General features: G+C 46.7%; 17 protein-coding genes. All 17 read left to right on the forward strand.

Going from position 1 to position 16,278, the window contains the following annotated elements; translation table 11 throughout:
- The first annotated feature begins 26 nt into the window (after nucleotides 1-26).
- The 17 genes from wecB (at nucleotide 27) to mreB (ending at nucleotide 16,234) form a co-directional block, all read left to right on the forward strand.
- On the forward strand, nucleotides 27-1,184 hold the full coding sequence (gene wecB / locus BLQ13_RS18590) for a non-hydrolyzing UDP-N-acetylglucosamine 2-epimerase (RefSeq protein ID WP_090922858.1): 1,158 nt from the start codon (nucleotides 27-29) through the stop codon (nucleotides 1,182-1,184).
- 186 nt (nucleotides 1,185-1,370) lie between these two features.
- Nucleotides 1,371-1,625, forward strand: a complete 255-nt coding sequence (locus tag BLQ13_RS18595) for an AtpZ/AtpI family protein (RefSeq protein ID WP_090922860.1) — start codon at nucleotides 1,371-1,373, stop codon at nucleotides 1,623-1,625.
- Nucleotides 1,618-1,995, forward strand: a complete 378-nt coding sequence (locus BLQ13_RS18600) for an ATP synthase subunit I (RefSeq protein WP_090922862.1) — start codon at nucleotides 1,618-1,620, stop codon at nucleotides 1,993-1,995. Before BLQ13_RS18595 ends, BLQ13_RS18600 begins: the two co-directional genes overlap by 8 nt.
- Nucleotides 1,996-2,042: 47 nt before the next feature.
- Nucleotides 2,043-2,861: a F0F1 ATP synthase subunit A gene (atpB, locus tag BLQ13_RS18605; protein ID WP_090922864.1), complete on the forward strand. Its 819-nt coding sequence runs from the start codon at nucleotides 2,043-2,045 to the stop codon at nucleotides 2,859-2,861.
- Nucleotides 2,862-2,935: 74 nt separating this feature from the next.
- Entirely contained in the window at nucleotides 2,936-3,160 is a 225-nt protein-coding gene (gene atpE, locus BLQ13_RS18610; protein ID WP_090922866.1) for a F0F1 ATP synthase subunit C, read from the forward strand.
- 113 nt (nucleotides 3,161-3,273) lie between these two features.
- The gene (gene atpF / locus BLQ13_RS18615) at nucleotides 3,274-3,762 is read left to right on the forward strand and encodes a F0F1 ATP synthase subunit B (protein ID WP_090922868.1); all 489 of its coding nucleotides are present in this window, start codon (nucleotides 3,274-3,276) and stop codon (nucleotides 3,760-3,762) included.
- A complete protein-coding gene (locus BLQ13_RS18620; protein WP_090922870.1) occupies nucleotides 3,759-4,307 on the forward strand; it encodes a F0F1 ATP synthase subunit delta in 549 nt (182 codons plus the stop codon). The genes atpF and BLQ13_RS18620 overlap by 4 nt, the downstream gene beginning before the upstream one ends.
- Before the next feature lie 16 nt (nucleotides 4,308-4,323).
- Nucleotides 4,324-5,838, forward strand: coding sequence for a F0F1 ATP synthase subunit alpha (gene atpA / locus BLQ13_RS18625; protein WP_090922872.1), 1,515 nt, complete (start codon nucleotides 4,324-4,326; stop codon nucleotides 5,836-5,838).
- 130 nt (nucleotides 5,839-5,968) lie between these two features.
- Nucleotides 5,969-6,841 (forward strand): ATP synthase F1 subunit gamma, encoded by an 873-nt coding sequence (atpG, locus tag BLQ13_RS18630; RefSeq protein ID WP_090922874.1) that lies wholly within the window; start codon nucleotides 5,969-5,971, stop codon nucleotides 6,839-6,841.
- Between the two features lie 95 nt (nucleotides 6,842-6,936).
- A complete protein-coding gene (gene atpD, locus BLQ13_RS18635; RefSeq protein WP_090922876.1) occupies nucleotides 6,937-8,340 on the forward strand; it encodes a F0F1 ATP synthase subunit beta in 1,404 nt (467 codons plus the stop codon).
- Nucleotides 8,341-8,403: 63 nt separating this feature from the next.
- The gene (locus BLQ13_RS18640; RefSeq protein ID WP_090922878.1) at nucleotides 8,404-8,808 is read left to right on the forward strand and encodes a F0F1 ATP synthase subunit epsilon; all 405 of its coding nucleotides are present in this window, start codon (nucleotides 8,404-8,406) and stop codon (nucleotides 8,806-8,808) included.
- 647 nt (nucleotides 8,809-9,455) lie between these two features.
- Nucleotides 9,456-9,713: a DUF1146 family protein gene (locus BLQ13_RS18645; RefSeq protein ID WP_090922880.1), complete on the forward strand. Its 258-nt coding sequence runs from the start codon at nucleotides 9,456-9,458 to the stop codon at nucleotides 9,711-9,713.
- A 521-nt stretch (nucleotides 9,714-10,234) separates the two neighbouring features.
- A complete protein-coding gene (gene murA / locus BLQ13_RS18650; RefSeq protein ID WP_090922882.1) occupies nucleotides 10,235-11,581 on the forward strand; it encodes a UDP-N-acetylglucosamine 1-carboxyvinyltransferase in 1,347 nt (448 codons plus the stop codon).
- A gap of 472 nt (nucleotides 11,582-12,053) precedes the next feature.
- Entirely contained in the window at nucleotides 12,054-13,448 is a 1,395-nt protein-coding gene (gene spoIID, locus BLQ13_RS18655) for a stage II sporulation protein D (RefSeq protein WP_090922883.1), read from the forward strand.
- A 370-nt stretch (nucleotides 13,449-13,818) separates the two neighbouring features.
- Nucleotides 13,819-14,556, forward strand: coding sequence for a stage II sporulation protein SpoIIQ (locus tag BLQ13_RS18660; protein WP_090922885.1), 738 nt, complete (start codon nucleotides 13,819-13,821; stop codon nucleotides 14,554-14,556).
- A 171-nt stretch (nucleotides 14,557-14,727) separates the two neighbouring features.
- Complete coding sequence (gene spoIIID / locus BLQ13_RS18665) at nucleotides 14,728-15,015, forward strand: sporulation transcriptional regulator SpoIIID (protein ID WP_024632710.1); 288 nt, start codon at nucleotides 14,728-14,730, stop codon at nucleotides 15,013-15,015.
- 220 nt (nucleotides 15,016-15,235) lie between these two features.
- A complete protein-coding gene (gene mreB, locus BLQ13_RS18670; RefSeq protein WP_090922887.1) occupies nucleotides 15,236-16,234 on the forward strand; it encodes a rod shape-determining protein in 999 nt (332 codons plus the stop codon).
- Nucleotides 16,235-16,278: the final 44 nt, after the last annotated feature.

Below are 16,278 nucleotides of genomic sequence, written 5' to 3' on the forward strand. Positions count from 1 at the left end.
CGGATTAGAAAAGGAGCTTTGCTCAAATGTCCAAAAAAATTAAAGTGATGACTATTTTCGGGGTGCGTCCAGAAGCGATCAAGATGGCTCCGCTGATTCTGGAATTGCAGAAACATCCCGACTCTATTGAGTCGATTGTTTGCGTAACTGCGCAACATCGCCAGATGCTGGATCAGGTTCTTGAAGTTTTCGACATTCATCCCGATTATGATCTGGATGTCATGAAAGATCGTCAGACCCTGAACGAAATCACCATTCGTGTTCTTGGCGGTCTGGAGCCGGTTTTGCGTGAAGCCAAGCCAGATATCGTGCTCGTTCACGGTGATACGTTGACTACATTTGTAGCCAGCTATGCAGCCTTCCTGCAACAGATTCAGGTCGGACACGTGGAAGCCGGTCTGCGGACGTGGAATAAGCTGTCACCTTACCCGGAAGAGATGAACCGCCAGTTGACGGGTGTTTTGGCCGATCTGCATTTTGCGCCAACGGACTGGTCTTCTTCCAATCTTGCCAAGGAAAATAAACCGGAGTCTAGTACCTACGTCACAGGCAACACGGTAACAGATGTGTTTCAATATACAGTACGGGAGGATTACAAACACCCGGTACTTGATTGGGCCCAAGGCAAACGCCTGGTGCTGATGACTGCTCATCGCCGCGAATCTCAAGGCGAGCCTCACCGCAACATTTTCCAGGCCGTCAAACGTATTGCTGACGAATTTGAAGATATTGCCATCGTGTACCCGGTGCACCCTAGTCCTGCTGTGAAGGAGCCGGCTCACGCGATTTTGGGGAATCATCCCCGTATTCAGTTAATTGATCCGCTAGACGTAGTGGATTTGCATAACTTTTACCCGCACACTCACTTGATCCTGACTGATTCAGGCGGTTTGCAGGAAGAAGCGCCTTCGTTTGGTGTGCCTGTTCTTGTATTGCGCGATACTACAGAGCGCCCGGAAGGCATCGAAGCAGGTACGCTGGAATTGGTAGGGACAGAAGAGGAACGTGTATATGAACGGACCAAGGCTCTGCTTACGGATGAAGCACTGTATGCAAGCATGAGTCAAGCTGCTAATCCATACGGTGATGGACATGCATCGGAAAGAATTGTCAATGCGATTTTGCACCATTTTGGCGTAAAAAGTGAGCGTCCGGAATCATTTCACAGAAAGTTCAAAAAATAATTCACATTTTCTGTTGGATTTATAGAGGGGATAGCATACAGTTAAACTGTACGGTTTACGCGGGTTTATGGGCTTTCTTAAGCTGTAGACCCGTCGTTTCTCCCTTTAAAACGCTAAAATCAATCAATTGACAAAGGCTCTCATCATTCAGTAAAATTAACTGGGATTGCAAGGGTGGCGTGGAAAATGGCCGATTCGAACAAACCAAATTCATCCCGTAACCATGATGATAAGGTCTGGAAAGCAATGGGACTCGTGACAGCTTTTGGGATCGAGATTGCCTTGCTCGCTGTTGCCGGATATTACGCTGGCTCGTGGTTGGACAGGACCATTGGAGGCAACGGAATATGGATCGCCGTAAGCGTTCTCTTTTTTCTTGCGGCAGGCGGGGTAAGCATTTACTTTATTGCTAAAAAATTCATGGGGGAAAGTGATGAGTGAACTAGCCAGATATCGCAGATGGATGACCGTTTCCGTCATGTACATTCTCATGATTTGTTTTCTGACGGCTGCATTTGCACCTCGTTTGGAAACGATTGCTTTGGGACTGGCCCTGGGTGTTAGCATCAGTTTGATTAATGCATTTTACCTGGGCTACAAGGTGAGGAAGATGTCCGATGATGCGGCAGAAGGTAATCTGAAGCGTGTGAACCTGGGATTTTTGACAAGAGCGGCGCTCGCAGTGCTTGGTATTTACATATCGATGCGCTTTCCGCAGTACTTCAATACATATGCGGTTGCAGGCGGTCTGGCCATTGCGCAATTTTCCCTATTAATTATAGGGATCATCATGTCCCGCAAAGCAGAGTGATTTTGAGTGTGGCAACTTTCAGGTAGAGAAAGGGGTGAGAAAAAAATATGCATGAAGCTCCAGTGATTATGCTTGGTGGATTTCATCTGGACTTGTCCGTACTATTGATGTTGATTGTAACCAGCGCCATTGTCTTCATATTTGCCATCATCGCTACACGGAACCTGTCGGTGGATAATCCGGGAAAGCTGCAAAACTTTATGGAGTGGGCTGTTGAGTTCGTTCGTAATCTGATATCCAGTACGATGGACATGAAGAAAGGCAAACACTTTATTTCTCTCGCACTTACGATGATTTTGTTCATCTTCGTAGGAAATATGCTTGGGCTTCCATTCCAGGCCGTTACCGATGTTAAGGATGTTAATGCAGCTACCGTTTTCGGGAAACCAATCGTTACAGCGGTTGAGGCTTATGAAAAGGCTCACGCGAAGGACCCAGAAGCGCATCCACATATCGAGCTGGCTTGGTTCAAATCACCAACAGCTGACTTGTCCGTAACGATGGGACTAGCTCTTGTAGCCTTCCTCGTAGCACATGGACTTGGACTGTTCAAGAACACTAGAGGTTATCTGAAGCACTATGTGCAACCGTACGCGTTGTTCCTTCCGATTAATATTATCGAGACTGCGTCCAAGTTGCTCACGCACGGCATGCGTTTGTTCGCGAATATTTTTGCGGGTGAGGTGCTGATTGCAACCATCCTCAAACTGACCAGCTTTAAAGTGCTGGGCGCTATTTTCGCAATACCGCTACTTGCAGTGTGGCAAGGTTTCAGTATCTTTATCGGCGGGATTCAAGCTTTCGTTTTCGTCATTCTAATGATGGTGTACATTTCACAGACCATCGAAACGCACGAAGAACATTAAGTTTTAGACCTGCGGGGATCTCTCCATCAGGCTGAACAATAAAATTGATTTATAATTTTAAGGAGGATATACAAATGGGAGCAATGGCATTAATCGCAGCAGCAATTGTTGCAGGATTGGGCGCTTTCGGCGCAGGTATCGGTAACGGTATGGTAATCAGCAAAACAGTGGAAGGGATCGCGCGTCAACCAGAAGCGAAATCCACACTGCAAACAACAATGTTCATCGGGGTAGGTTTGATCGAGGTATTGCCGATCATCGGTGTGGTACTCGCATTCATGTTCTACGGTGCTGCTTAAGACATAACACAGTACGGCGGGGAAGGCTGTAGCCCTCCGCGCCTTCTTTTTAGCTAGGAACTTATCCTGTAAGGGATAACGGTTTAGGATACCTCCAGGAAGGAGTGAACAGATTGAGTTTCTTATGGGAAAATACGCTTCTTGCGATTATCGCATTTTTGGTTTTATACTGGCTGCTTAGCCGTTATGCTTTCGGTCCGTTGTTCTCCATCATGGAAAAGCGTCGTGAACTCGTAATGAGCCAGATGAATGAGGCTGCTCAGACTCGGGAACAGGCGATTGCTTATGTGGAGGAGCAAAAACAGGCTCTGGAACAAGCGCGCAAAGAAGCTCACGACATTATTGAACAATCCAGACAAACGGGTGGCAAGCAGGCTGAATCCATTCTGGCTGATGCCAAAGCTGAAGCAACTCGTCTCAAAGACGATGCTGTACGTGAAATTGAGAGCGAGAAGAACAAAGCGGTTGCCGCTCTTCGCAGCGAACTGGGTACTGCTTCCGTTCAGATTGCTTCCAGATTGATCAAAAAAGAAGTTGAGAACGGTCCAGCACAAGAGGAACTTGTGAACCAATACCTCAATGAGGTAGGGGGCCGACAATGAGCCGCGATACGATTGTTGCCAAGCGTTATGCAAAAGCATTGTTCGAAGTTGCTCTTCAGCAGCAGCAAGTGCTTGAAGTTGAACAGGAACTGCGTGCCGTTGTCAGTGGATTAACCGGAGATCAAGAGATTATCAAATTTATTGTTTCTCCAAACATCTCTGATGAAGCCAAGCGAAATGTGCTTCATGCAAGCCTTGATGGCAAAGTGTCCGAACCTGTCCTTCGCACGGTTTTGCTTCTGATTGAGCGTGGCCGCGTGGAATTGTTGCAAGACCTGTTGGATGATTATGTGAGAATCGAAGGGGATTCCCTTGGAATCGCCGATGCTCGCGTATACTCGACCTATGCATTGAAGGAAGAAGAGAAAGAAGCGGTAGCCCGTGAGTTCGGTGGCCGTGTGAATAAAAAGATCCGTATCGAGAACATTGTTGATCCTGCACTGCTGGGCGGATTGAAAGTCGCCATTGGCGATACGATCTATGACGGCAGCTTGGCTGGCAAGCTCGAACGTCTTGAGCAGTCTTTTAACAGACGAGTACAGTAGATTGGGGTGAGGACACTTGAGTATCAAACCAGAAGAAATCAGTACATTAATTAAAAGTCAGATTGAACAATATAAGACTGATATCGATGTAGTCGAAGTTGGTACAGTTATTGAGGTTGGTGACGGGATCGCCCGTGTATACGGACTCGAGAATGTCATGTCCAACGAGTTGGTTGAGTTCCCAAGCGGTGTAATGGGCCTCGCCATGAACGTAGAAGAAAGCAATGTCGGTGTCGTTATCCTGGGACCTTACTATGATATTCGTGAGGGCGACCAAGTGAAACGGACTGGTCAAATCATGCAGGTGCCTGTAGGCGAAGCATTGATTGGACGTGTCGTGAACCCGCTTGGTATTCCAGTGGATGGCAAAGGGCCAATCGCTACAACGGAATTCCGTCCGGTTGAAGGTAAAGCACCAGGCGTAATGGATCGTAAATCCGTTCATGAGCCGATGCAAACAGGAATTAAAGCCATCGATGCAATGGTACCAATCGGTCGCGGACAACGTGAGTTGATCATCGGTGACCGTCAAACAGGTAAAACATCGATTGCCATTGATGCGATCCTGAACCAAAAAGGTAGCGGCATGAAGTGTATCTATGTGGCTATTGGTCAGAAGCAGTCTACGGTTGCACAAGTTGTGGAAACTCTTCGTCGTAAAGGCGCAATGGAGTACACCATTGTTGTAACAGCAGCAGCTTCCGATCCATCACCACTCTTGTACATCGCACCGTACTCCGGTTGTTCGATGGGTGAGTATTTCATGTATAAAGGCGAGCACGTCCTGGTTATCTATGATGACTTGACTAAACAAGCTTCTGCTTATCGTGAGTTGTCCTTGTTGCTCCGTCGTCCACCGGGCCGTGAGGCTTATCCGGGTGACGTCTTCTACCTGCACTCCCGTTTGCTGGAGCGTGCTGCGAAGCTGAACGATGAACTGGGTGGTGGTTCTTTAACCGCACTGCCGTTCATTGAAACACAAGCTTCCGATGTATCTGCTTATATTCCAACGAACGTAATCTCCATCACGGATGGACAGATCTTCTTGGAAGCTGACTTGTTCAATGCTGGACAACGTCCGGCGATCAACGTTGGTATCTCTGTATCCCGTGTCGGTGGTTCTGCTCAGATCAAAGCGATGAAAAAGGTTGCAGGTTCCCTGCGTCTTGACCTCGCTCAATATCGTGAGCTTCAAGCGTTCTCCCAGTTCGGTTCCGATCTGGATAAAGCGACTCAGGCTCGTCTGAATCGTGGTGCACGTATGATGGAAATTCTGAAGCAAGGTGTTAACCAGCCGTTGCCTGTAGAACAACAGGTTGTCAGCTTGTACACTGCAGTTAAAGGATTCCTTGATGAGATTCCAACAGGTGATGTTACTCGTTTTGAGCATGAGTTCCTTGCGTTCATGGAGAGCAACCACCCGGAAATTCTGGGATCGATTCGTGAAACGAAAGAATTGACAGCAGACAATGAAAATGCACTCAAAGGTGCAATCGAGAAGTTCAGAAAGAGCTTCGCAGTCTCTGTCTAAATAGATGATTGTAGCTGCGGAGTTGTCTAACCGATTCCGCATGTCTGCATGCAAAACTTTGACTCAGTCAAAGCAGGAATATGCTTACGAAGTAGTTTTGACTATGTCAAAACTTTAAGGTGGTGAAATCATGGCAAAAGGCATGCGCGAAATTAAGCGGCAAATTAAAAGCGTACAAAGCACAAAGCAGATCACCAAAGCAATGGAGATGGTTGCAGCTGCAAAACTGCGTAAAGCGCAGGAAAAAGCAGAGGCCGCACGTCCTTATTCAGAGAAGTTGAAAGAAGTTGTGGCGAGCATTGCCTCCAGCACCCAAGGTATTCAGCACCCGATGCTGGAAAGCCGTCCGGTCAAAAAGACAGCGTATCTGATCATTACGTCAGATCGGGGTCTTGCAGGTGGATACAATGCGAACGTTCTGCGTCAGGTGAGTCAGACTCTGAAAGAGCGTCACAACTCCCAGGACGAGTACGAATTATTCGTTATTGGTCGTAAAGGGCGTGACTATTTCAGAAGACGCGAAATAGCTATGGCTTCCACAACTACAGATCTGTCGGACTCACCTTCATTCGCAGATATCAAATCCATCGCTCATGAGGCAGTTCATGGATTTGAACTGGCTGATTTTGATGAATTGTACATTTGTTATAACCGCTTTGTAAATGCGTTGACCCAGATTCCGACAATGGAGAAACTTCTCCCTATGGAAACACCTGAGTTAACTCCTGCGGATGGACCGACTGCGAGCTACGAGTATGAACCGTCAGCTGAGGCTGTGCTGGAAGTTTTGCTTCCGCGTTATGCGGAAACATTGATCTACGGTGCACTGTTGAATGGTAAAGCGAGTGAACTGGGTGCGAAGATGACAGCAATGGGTAATGCAACCAAAAATGCATCGAAACTCATTAACGATCTGTCATTGACTTATAACCGTGCCCGTCAAGCAGCGATTACGCAGGAGATTACGGAAATTGTGGCAGGTGCCAACGCAGCACAAGGCTAACCGTTTTTTATTTAATGAAGGCTTGCACTGCAAAAATGAACGAACGGAATTTTGTTTTTGCCAAAGTAGCAGGCTTGTAGGAGGGGAACGTTAAGATGAACAAAGGACGCGTTGTGAGCATCATGGGTCCGGTTGTTGACGTCGAGTTTGATCGCGGCGGTCTGCCGGAAATCCTCAATGCCATTACGATCACTACAGTAAACGAGAGCGGTGTGAGTGTAAATCTTACACTCGAAGCTTCGAAACATCTGGGTGACAACCGTGTACGTTGTATCGCGATGTCCTCCACGGACGGTCTCGTACGTGGCATGGAAGCCGTAGATACTGGAGCTCCAATCTCTGTACCTGTCGGTGAAGCGACACTGGGCCGTGTATTTAACGTACTTGGCGAAGCGATCGATACTGGCGGTACAGTTGTATCTGAACATAAAAACCCGATTCACCGCTCTGCTCCTGCATTCGATGAATTGACTACCCAAGCGGAAATGCTTGAAACAGGTATCAAAGTTATCGACTTGCTGGCTCCTTACGCAAAAGGTGGTAAGATCGGTCTGTTTGGTGGTGCCGGTGTAGGTAAAACGGTAACCATTCAGGAATTGATCAACAACATTGCGCAAGAACACGGCGGTATCTCCGTATTTGCCGGTGTTGGTGAGCGTACCCGTGAAGGTAATGACTTGTATCACGAGATGAGTGATTCCGGCGTTATCAACAAAACAGCAATGGTCTTCGGACAAATGAACGAGCCACCAGGCGCACGTCTTCGTGTAGCCCTCACAGGTTTGACCATGGCGGAATATTTCCGTGATGAAGAAGGCCGTGACGTGTTGCTCTTTATCGATAACATCTTCCGTTTCACCCAAGCGGGTTCAGAAGTATCTGCCTTGCTTGGACGTATGCCATCCGCGGTAGGTTACCAGCCTACGCTGGCAACAGAAATGGGTCAATTGCAAGAGCGTATCACTTCAACGAAAAAAGGATCGGTTACATCCATCCAGGCGATCTACGTGCCTGCGGATGACTACACTGACCCGGCTCCTGCAACAACGTTTGCTCACTTGGATGCAACAACAAACCTGGAGCGTAAAATCTCCGAGATGGGTATCTACCCAGCCGTAGATCCACTCGCATCCAGCTCCCGGATCTTGTCTCCTGAAGTTGTTGGCGAAGAGCACTATAGTGTCGCACAAGGCGTTAAACGTATCTTGGCACGTTATAACGAACTTCAAGATATCATCGCAATCCTGGGTATGGACGAGCTCAGCGAAGAAGACAGAGCGCTCGTATATCGTGCGCGTAAAATTCAACGTTTCTTGTCCCAGCCTTTCCACGTTGCTGAAGCATTTAACGGTATTCCGGGTAAATACGTTCCGGTTAAAGAAACAGTGCGCAGCTTTAAAGAGATTCTCGAAGGCAAGCATGACGATCTGCCGGAAGCAGCATTCCTCTTCGTGGGTACGATTGAAGAGGCAGTGGAGAAAGCTAAAACACTGGTATAATCTGAGTCCAGGATTGTCCTTATGAAGCGAGCTATCCTTCGGATAGTTTCAGGAGGGATGGAATTGAGCACCTTTTTGTTGGAGATCGTAACGCCTGAGCGTCTCGTCTATTCACAGCAAGTGGATAGCGTCATCGCTCGCGGTATTGAAGGGGAACTGGGGATTCTCCCTGGTCATATCCCGATGGTCACACCTTTACAGATTGCACCGATCACGATCAAAAACGGAAAAGAGAATAAGCAAGTCGCCATCGGCGGCGGCTTTATCGAAGTCCGCAAAGATAAGGTTGTTGTACTCGCAGAGAGTGCCGAATTCCCGGAAAGCATCGATGTGGATCGTGCGCGTGCGGCCAAAGAGCGGGCAGAACGCCGGCTTGCCAGCCAAAGCAACCAGGATCACTTTGATCACCGTCGTGCAGAGATTGCTTTGCAAAAAGCGGTTAACCGGATCAACGTATTTGGCAAATAAAGTAACTTATGGAGCCCGGCGGCATTGTCTGCCGGGTTCTTTTACTCTTTTATGAAGAAATAATGATAGAAATAAAAAAGTGGAATACGATGATGAATTGCCACTACGCTATTTATGGATTTGAACGTTAGAGAGTTTTCTCTTTATATAGTATGAATAGCTTCAAATAATTAGATTCACATTTCAATGATCAGGTGAATAAGATGTAGGACTTAAGTAGTATGGGCATATCACCCTGATAGAACTAATTTTACGAGATTCAGTAGAATTATTTCCGAGGAAATGACAGAATCGATATCGTTATAACGCTATTTTATGTCGTTTTAGTCACCCATTACTGGCGGATAAAAATTAAAATTTTTTTTGAAGTGGAAATCAATGTAGTTGACAAGTAATAGTGAAACAGCCTATATTCCTTAGAGTCAGCAGATGCAGGAAGTAGGGCGCTAGATGTCCATCATCTTGCAGAGTTGAATTGTTGTTGCTTGATCAGGTATGCATCAGAGATCTTGTCAATTCGAGGGGGACCTGACAGTAGAACAGAGATATTTTTCTGGTTTTCGCTCATTCCTGTGTACTAACAAGTTATGGGGGTTAGGCATATGATATGCCGATCGCTGCAACAATCAAGGTGGAGGTAAGAAGATATGGGTAATGATCTGGCGAATCAGGTGAACCAGACATTGAGCACAAACAGCCTGATCTCAATTGTCGTTTCTCTTATATGTATAGCGATTACATGGTGGTCATTGCAAAATCTGAAATTGGATTTAGTGATCAGACAGCCGAAAGGTCCTCAGGGGAGACTGTTACATTTGTTGCTGGCCATTATTCTAGGGCATGCCGTTGCTGGCTTTGTTATTGATTATTTGTCCTGGACTCAAATGTTAAGAAATTTGTTTTAATGTTGAGATGGTTGGTTAATCATCTGTTAGGTTCTTCAAGCGGCTCATTGTCGAATAACATCGATTAATTGTGTTAACAATTAGAGTATGAGCTGTCGGCCAAAATATAAGAAAGAAATGTGAACGTTTAACTGACCAAATTTGAATTGTTTATGTAAAAAATGCTTGTATCGAACAATTCAACAATGTTATGATGGAAGTTAGGGAATTCACAATTTTTCACTAATTATGTAGGTTATAAAGGGGATATCCGGTAGTTACCGGCTAAAAACCATCCCAATTGGTCTGTTCTGATGCTAAGATGGCCTTTTTAATGACTTTTCAAGCCATAAAGCAGGATGTACAGTACACATGGTATCATCGATATGAATTATACAAACCAATTCTTTTCTGATCAGACATCTGTGCTTACATGCCAGAATATGTCGAAATTCCACACACAGCAACAGTCCTTTCTATCACAGTGGGGCTTACGTATTCCGGAATGAGGAAAAGGGAATAAAAGCGCGGAGGGAACCATGATGAGCAAATTTATCGTCCGCGGTGGCAAAAGGTTGACCGGAAGTGTCAAAGTTAGCGGCGCTAAAAATTCTGTTCTTCCGATCATCGCTGCCTCTCTCTTAGGGGAAGAAGGACAAAGCGTTATTATTGACGCACCTCCTCTAGACGATGTGATGACGATTAACAAAGTGTTGGAATCGCTAGGAGCGGGAGTTACATACCGGGACGAAGTGATTACCGTAAATGCGGAGAACCTTACTTCCTGTGAAGCCCCGTATGAATGGGTTAGTAAAATGCGGGCGTCTTTTCTGGTCATGGGGCCTTTGCTGACGCGTTTGGGTAAAACAAGAATCTCATTGCCTGGTGGATGTGCCATCGGTACACGACCGATTGATCAGCATCTCAAAGGGTTTGAAGCCATGGGAGCCGAGATTAGCTTGGGCCAAGGTTATATCGAAGCACGTAGCCAAGGACGGTTGCGCGGGGCGAAAATTTATCTGGATGTGGCTTCTGTAGGTGCCACTCAAAATATTATGATGGCTGCAACTTTGGCCGAAGGTGTTACGGTTCTGGAGAATGCGGCGAAAGAACCTGAGATTGTCGATCTGGCTAACTTCCTGAACGGGATGGGTGCAAAGGTTCGCGGAGCCGGTACGGGCGTTATTCGTATCGAAGGCGTTGAGAAACTGTCTGGTGTTAAGCATACGGTAATTCCAGATCGTATTGAAGCAGGAACGTATATGGCTGCCGCAGCAATCTCTGGTGGTGACGTATACGTTGAAGGTGCGATCTCTGATCACTTGGGTTCCGTTATTGCTAAACTTGAAGAAATGGGTGTAACAGTACAGCCTGACGAGAATGGCGTGCGTGTTATTGCAGACCGTCCACTCAAAGCAGTGGATGTCAAAACGTTACCATACCCAGGATTCCCGACAGATATGCAATCCCAAATGATGGCTTTATTGCTGGCATCCGAAGGAACGAGTGTTGTGACTGAAACGGTTTTTGAGAACCGCTTTATGCATGTTGATGAGTTCCAACTGATGAACGCAGAAATCAAAGTTGAAGGAAGATCCTCCATCATTACAGGCAATGCTAAGCTGAAAGGTGCTAAAGTGACAGCTACAGACCTGCGTGCAGGGGCTGCTCTGATCATTGCTGGCTTGGTCGCTGAAGGCACAACTGAGGTAGGTGGTGTACATCACATCGACCGTGGTTATGTACATTTGGCAGAAAAGTTAAATGGCCTCGGGGCAGATATCTACCGAATTTCGGTGGAGGAGCCTAAGCTGGATGCAGTTAAGGCGCCTAGCGAAAAGGTTGAGGAAGAAGTTCCTATGTTTAAAGTACAACCAACTTGGGTGTAAACCCTCGTTTATATCACATAGCGTTATTTCTGTATAGCTACCCTACTGTGGAGAATACAGGAACAAGATCAAACGTATCGTATCTGTTTGATGAAGCTGAGCCTCCGGGCTTGGCTTTTTTTTGTTCTTTTTACAAGTTCAAACGATATATGAGGATGGTCTGTTAAGGACCTGATTCTATTAATACCTGATCCTAACTTTGTATAACATAACATCTAGGCTTATATCTATTTTGACCATATGAAAGAGCGGGTGTTCCATACCCATTGATCGGGATGCACTGTGTAAACCGCGTAGTAGCAATGCTTTCAGGTATCTACTTATACAAAGGAAGAGGTGCTCATTAAATAACAACGGTTCGCGTTTCTCTTAAATCCGGTTCTATCAGATCGAGTGGAGTCATATCTTAAACTATGGATTTGAGAAAAAAACCAGCCATGACCTGGTCATCGACAACGGAGGGGTATCACGGATGAAAGAAGCTCGTGTACAACTAAAAGTACCTCTTGCCCCGCGGCCCGGAATGCAGGGATCAGAGGAGAATTTAATTCAGGATGCAGAGAAAGACAGGTTGAATCCTGAGAAGAAGAGAGGTGCCCCGTTACAGATGGCAAAGGTGCAAATCGTAATGGGGAGCAAGCAAGAAACGATACATGCTAAACGTAGGGGATTGTCTACGGAGGAACTGAAACAGGAAACTACAGAGCATATAAATATCCCGCTTATTGAGTTGGATGCGTTTCGTAAGGTCAGACGTCGTCGTATGCGTGCATTCGGTCGCCGTCACGGCTGGGGACGCCACCCAGGGCGTTGGCAGCCCGCAGTAGCGGTATCAGTACTGCTTGTTCTAGCGATATGCATTCCGGTCATCCTGGTGTGGCCGCGAGCAGGAGAACAGGTAAAATCTACGCCTGCTTCTACAGGTGTGAACGCTGGTACCGGTCTACAGTCTCCTAATCCTGTGCCCGCATTACCTGTAAGCTATCCTGAGCCGAATGTGCGTGTTTACTTGTCTGCTACCGGGACAACGTTGGAATTACCACTTGAGACATATGTGACGGGAGTAGTTGCTGCTGAGATGCCAGCTGACTTCGAGCTAGAAGCGTTAAAAGCACAAGCGATAGCTGCTCGCACATTTATCGTGAGAAGACTTGCTGCAAACGATACAAGTGGTGTACCTTCAGGCACAGCAGATGTCACGGATACGATTAGTCATCAGGTCTTCATTCCACCCGATCAGGTCAAGGCGGATTGGACAAGGTTAGGTAAAGCAAAGGAATGGGAAAAACTTCAGCAGGCCGTTCGTGAAAGTCGCGACGCAGTTATGACGTATCAGGGTCGTGCGATCACAGCATCCTTTTTCTCAACCAGCAATGGATATACAGAAAATGCAGAGGATGTGTGGGGCAACGTTGTTCCCTATTTGAAAAGTGTAGCTAGTCCCTGGGATAAACAGCTTGCACCAGGTTTTGAAGAAACAATTACGATGAAGCGCAGTGAAATTTTGCAGAAGATGAACCTGGATGCAATTCCGGTGTCAGCAGATAAGAATGGTTCCTGGATCAAAGTGTTATCTACGACCAAGGGGCATCGTATTAAAGAAATGCAGATTGCAGGTGAAACGTTCAGTGGCCCGGAAGTTCGCAAACGCCTCGGACTCAGATCCAGCCAGTTCAGCTGGAGAACAACAGGCGATGAAGTGCAGATTACAACGTATGGTTACGGCCATGGAGTGGGTATGAGTCAATGGGGAGCAAATGGTATGGCGCAGGAGGGGCACACGGCTACAGAGATTCTGAAACATTATTACACGGGAATCTCATTCGGACAGGCATCCAAGATGCTAGCCTCAAAGCAGGGGAAGTGAGTATAGTGAGTGGTTCTCTACCAACCTCCCGTTCCGGAGCTTTTAAGATTTGGCTATATATGTGGAAAGTGAGAGCGTACGGGGAGAGCAGGGGACAGAAAAGACCTGTAGAAGCGAAGCTGAAAGCTTTTTAAAAAAAGCTGCATCGGAAGCATAAACTTGCCTTTACTACCGGATTTCACCTTTGAAGAAGGGGAGATCGAAGAAATTCGGTAGTAACAGCGGTCGGAAGGTTTTCTGGCCCCGGAGCGGCGCACGCACTATCACTTTACGCATATATAGCACTCTTTGAAAGCTGCGTGAAAATTTTTAGAGTCGCGCGTGTATAAAAGAGTTGCACCCGGTAACACTTGTTACTGAGGTGATCAAGATGAATGAAAACAACAAAAAATCAATCCAAGAAGAAACTCCTAAAACAACTCAAGGAGTACCGGCAGCTCAGCCCTCTTCATGGAGAAAAGCAATGTCCAAACGTTGGGTTTTCCCGGCAGTCTACATCGCAGCAGCAGGCATTATACTAACTCTAGTGTGGGTCTATCAGGGAACAGGCGGCAAAGCGCTGAACCCGGACTCTCCTAAAGAATCAGTAGAAACAGGCGCAGCGAGCAACGAGGGAGCCGTTACAGGTGGGGATCAGGAAAGTGTGGAAGTTGTTGCAAAGTCGGAAAATTTTGTTTGGCCAGTAGCATCTCCTTCCGAGATCTCGGTTGTGAAACCATTCTATGACAACGAGGCTTCAAGTGAAGAGCATGAAGCAGCGATGGTCCAGTACAATGACACATTTATTCCGAATACGGGTGTCGATCTGGCACGCGGTGATAACAAATCATTTGAAGTCAAAGCAGCACTCAGCGGTAAAGTTACACGTGTTGAGCAAAATCCGCTTACAGGTCAAGTGGTGGAGATTACTCACAGCGATAACCTGAAAACCGTATACCAAAGCCTTGCGGACGTCAAAGTAAAACAGGACGATGAAGTGAAGCAAGGAGATGCGATTGCATCTGCTGGTGTGAGTGAGCTTGGAAAAAACCTAGGAAATCACCTTCACTTTGAAGTTTATGAAGATGGTCAGCCTGTAAACCCGCAAGGATATCTTCCGGAAAAGTAAATGATTTTTACCGCACTAACATGATGGGCAGGGGTGAATAACCTCTGCTTTTTTTATGCTTTTCAGAAAATAATGGGACCTTCGAAGCTTGTCACACCTCTAAACCGCGAATATATAGGCATGCTCCTCATATAATGTACCAAACTATCCACACAGTAGGGAGGCGGGAGCGTGCACGATTACATCAAGGAACGGACCATCAAAATTGGTCGCTGCATTGTTGAGACGAGAAATACGGTCCGTACCATTGCCAAAGAATTCGGCGTGTCAAAGAGTACTGTGCATAAGGATCTGACGGAGCGTCTGCCGGAAATTAACCCTGATCTTGCTGACCAGGTGAAACACATTTTGGAATACCATAAGTCGATCCGTCATTTGCGGGGCGGTGAAGCGACCAAAATCAAGTACAAAAAAACGAGTGGAAAAAAACGTGAGGTGCTGGCTTCCGCCAAATCATAAGCAAGTTCTTTGAGAACTAGGCCAAAAAGCTCACAGCATGGATTGAATCCCTCCCCTGAAGTATGATATGTTAAAAGCTGGTACAGGATCGAATTATGACATCTTATCAGCCCGATTTTTACATATATATGTTGCACTTTGTCGAACGAGCGGTGACGTGATAAGAGACACTTTTTCACAGGATACGCTGACCAAATAATATCACTTTGGGGGCTCTTTTATGTTTAGCAAGGATATCGGTATTGATCTTGGCACGGCAAACGTGCTTATTCACGTGAAAGGAAGCGGAGTTGTTCTCAATGAACCTTCCGTCGTGACCATTGAAAGCGATACGAAGCGGGTCCTTGCTGTCGGGGAAGAGGCGCGTCGTATGGTGGGGCGTACGCCGGGTAACATTGTTGCCATTAGACCGCTGCGCGATGGCGTTATTGCGGACTTCGAAATTACGGAAGCCATGCTTAGACATTTCATTAGTCGTGTAGGGGCAAGAAGCTGGTACAGCCACCCGCGAATTTTGATCTGTGCACCAACGAATATCACTTCTGTAGAGCAGAAGGCCATCCGCGAAGCAGCGGAGCGCAGCGGTGCCAAAGAAGTATTTCTGGAAGAAGAGCCGAAAGCGGCTGCGATCGGGGCAGGTATGGATATTTTCCAACCGAGCGGCAATATGGTCGTGGATATCGGCGGCGGAACGACTGACGTTGCAGTCCTGTCTATGGGCGACGTAGTCACCGCCTCTTCTATTAAAGTTGCGGGGGACAAGTTCGACGAAGCGATTATCAAGTTTATTAAAGCAAAATACAAACTCATGATCGGAGAACGTACAGCCGAAGATATCAAAATCGCAATTGGTACCGTTAACCCTGCGGGTCTTCAAGCTGAGATGGATGTTCGCGGCCGTGATATGGTAACCGGTCTGCCGGTTACAGTTACTGTGTCAGGTAGTGAAGTGCAGGAAGCGCTATGGGATTCCGTGCAATCCATTATCGTTGCAGCCAAGTCGGTACTGGAGCGCACACCACCTGAACTGTCTGCGGACATTATTGATCGTGGTGTCGTTTTGACTGGTGGAGGTGCATTGCTGAACGGATTGGATGAACTGTTGTCCAATGAATTGCATGTTCCGGTATGGGTTGCAGAGGATCCGATGCACTGCGTTGTAAAAGGAACAGGCATTATGCTGAATAATTTGGATCAAGTAGTTAAGAAAAAGTTCTAGTTTGCCGATATAAAAAGCAGGTAGGTTCACCGAAAAGGTGAACA

Source organism: Paenibacillus polysaccharolyticus (assembly GCF_900102085.1).
GTDB classification, from domain to species: Bacteria; Bacillota; Bacilli; order Paenibacillales; family Paenibacillaceae; genus Paenibacillus; species Paenibacillus polysaccharolyticus.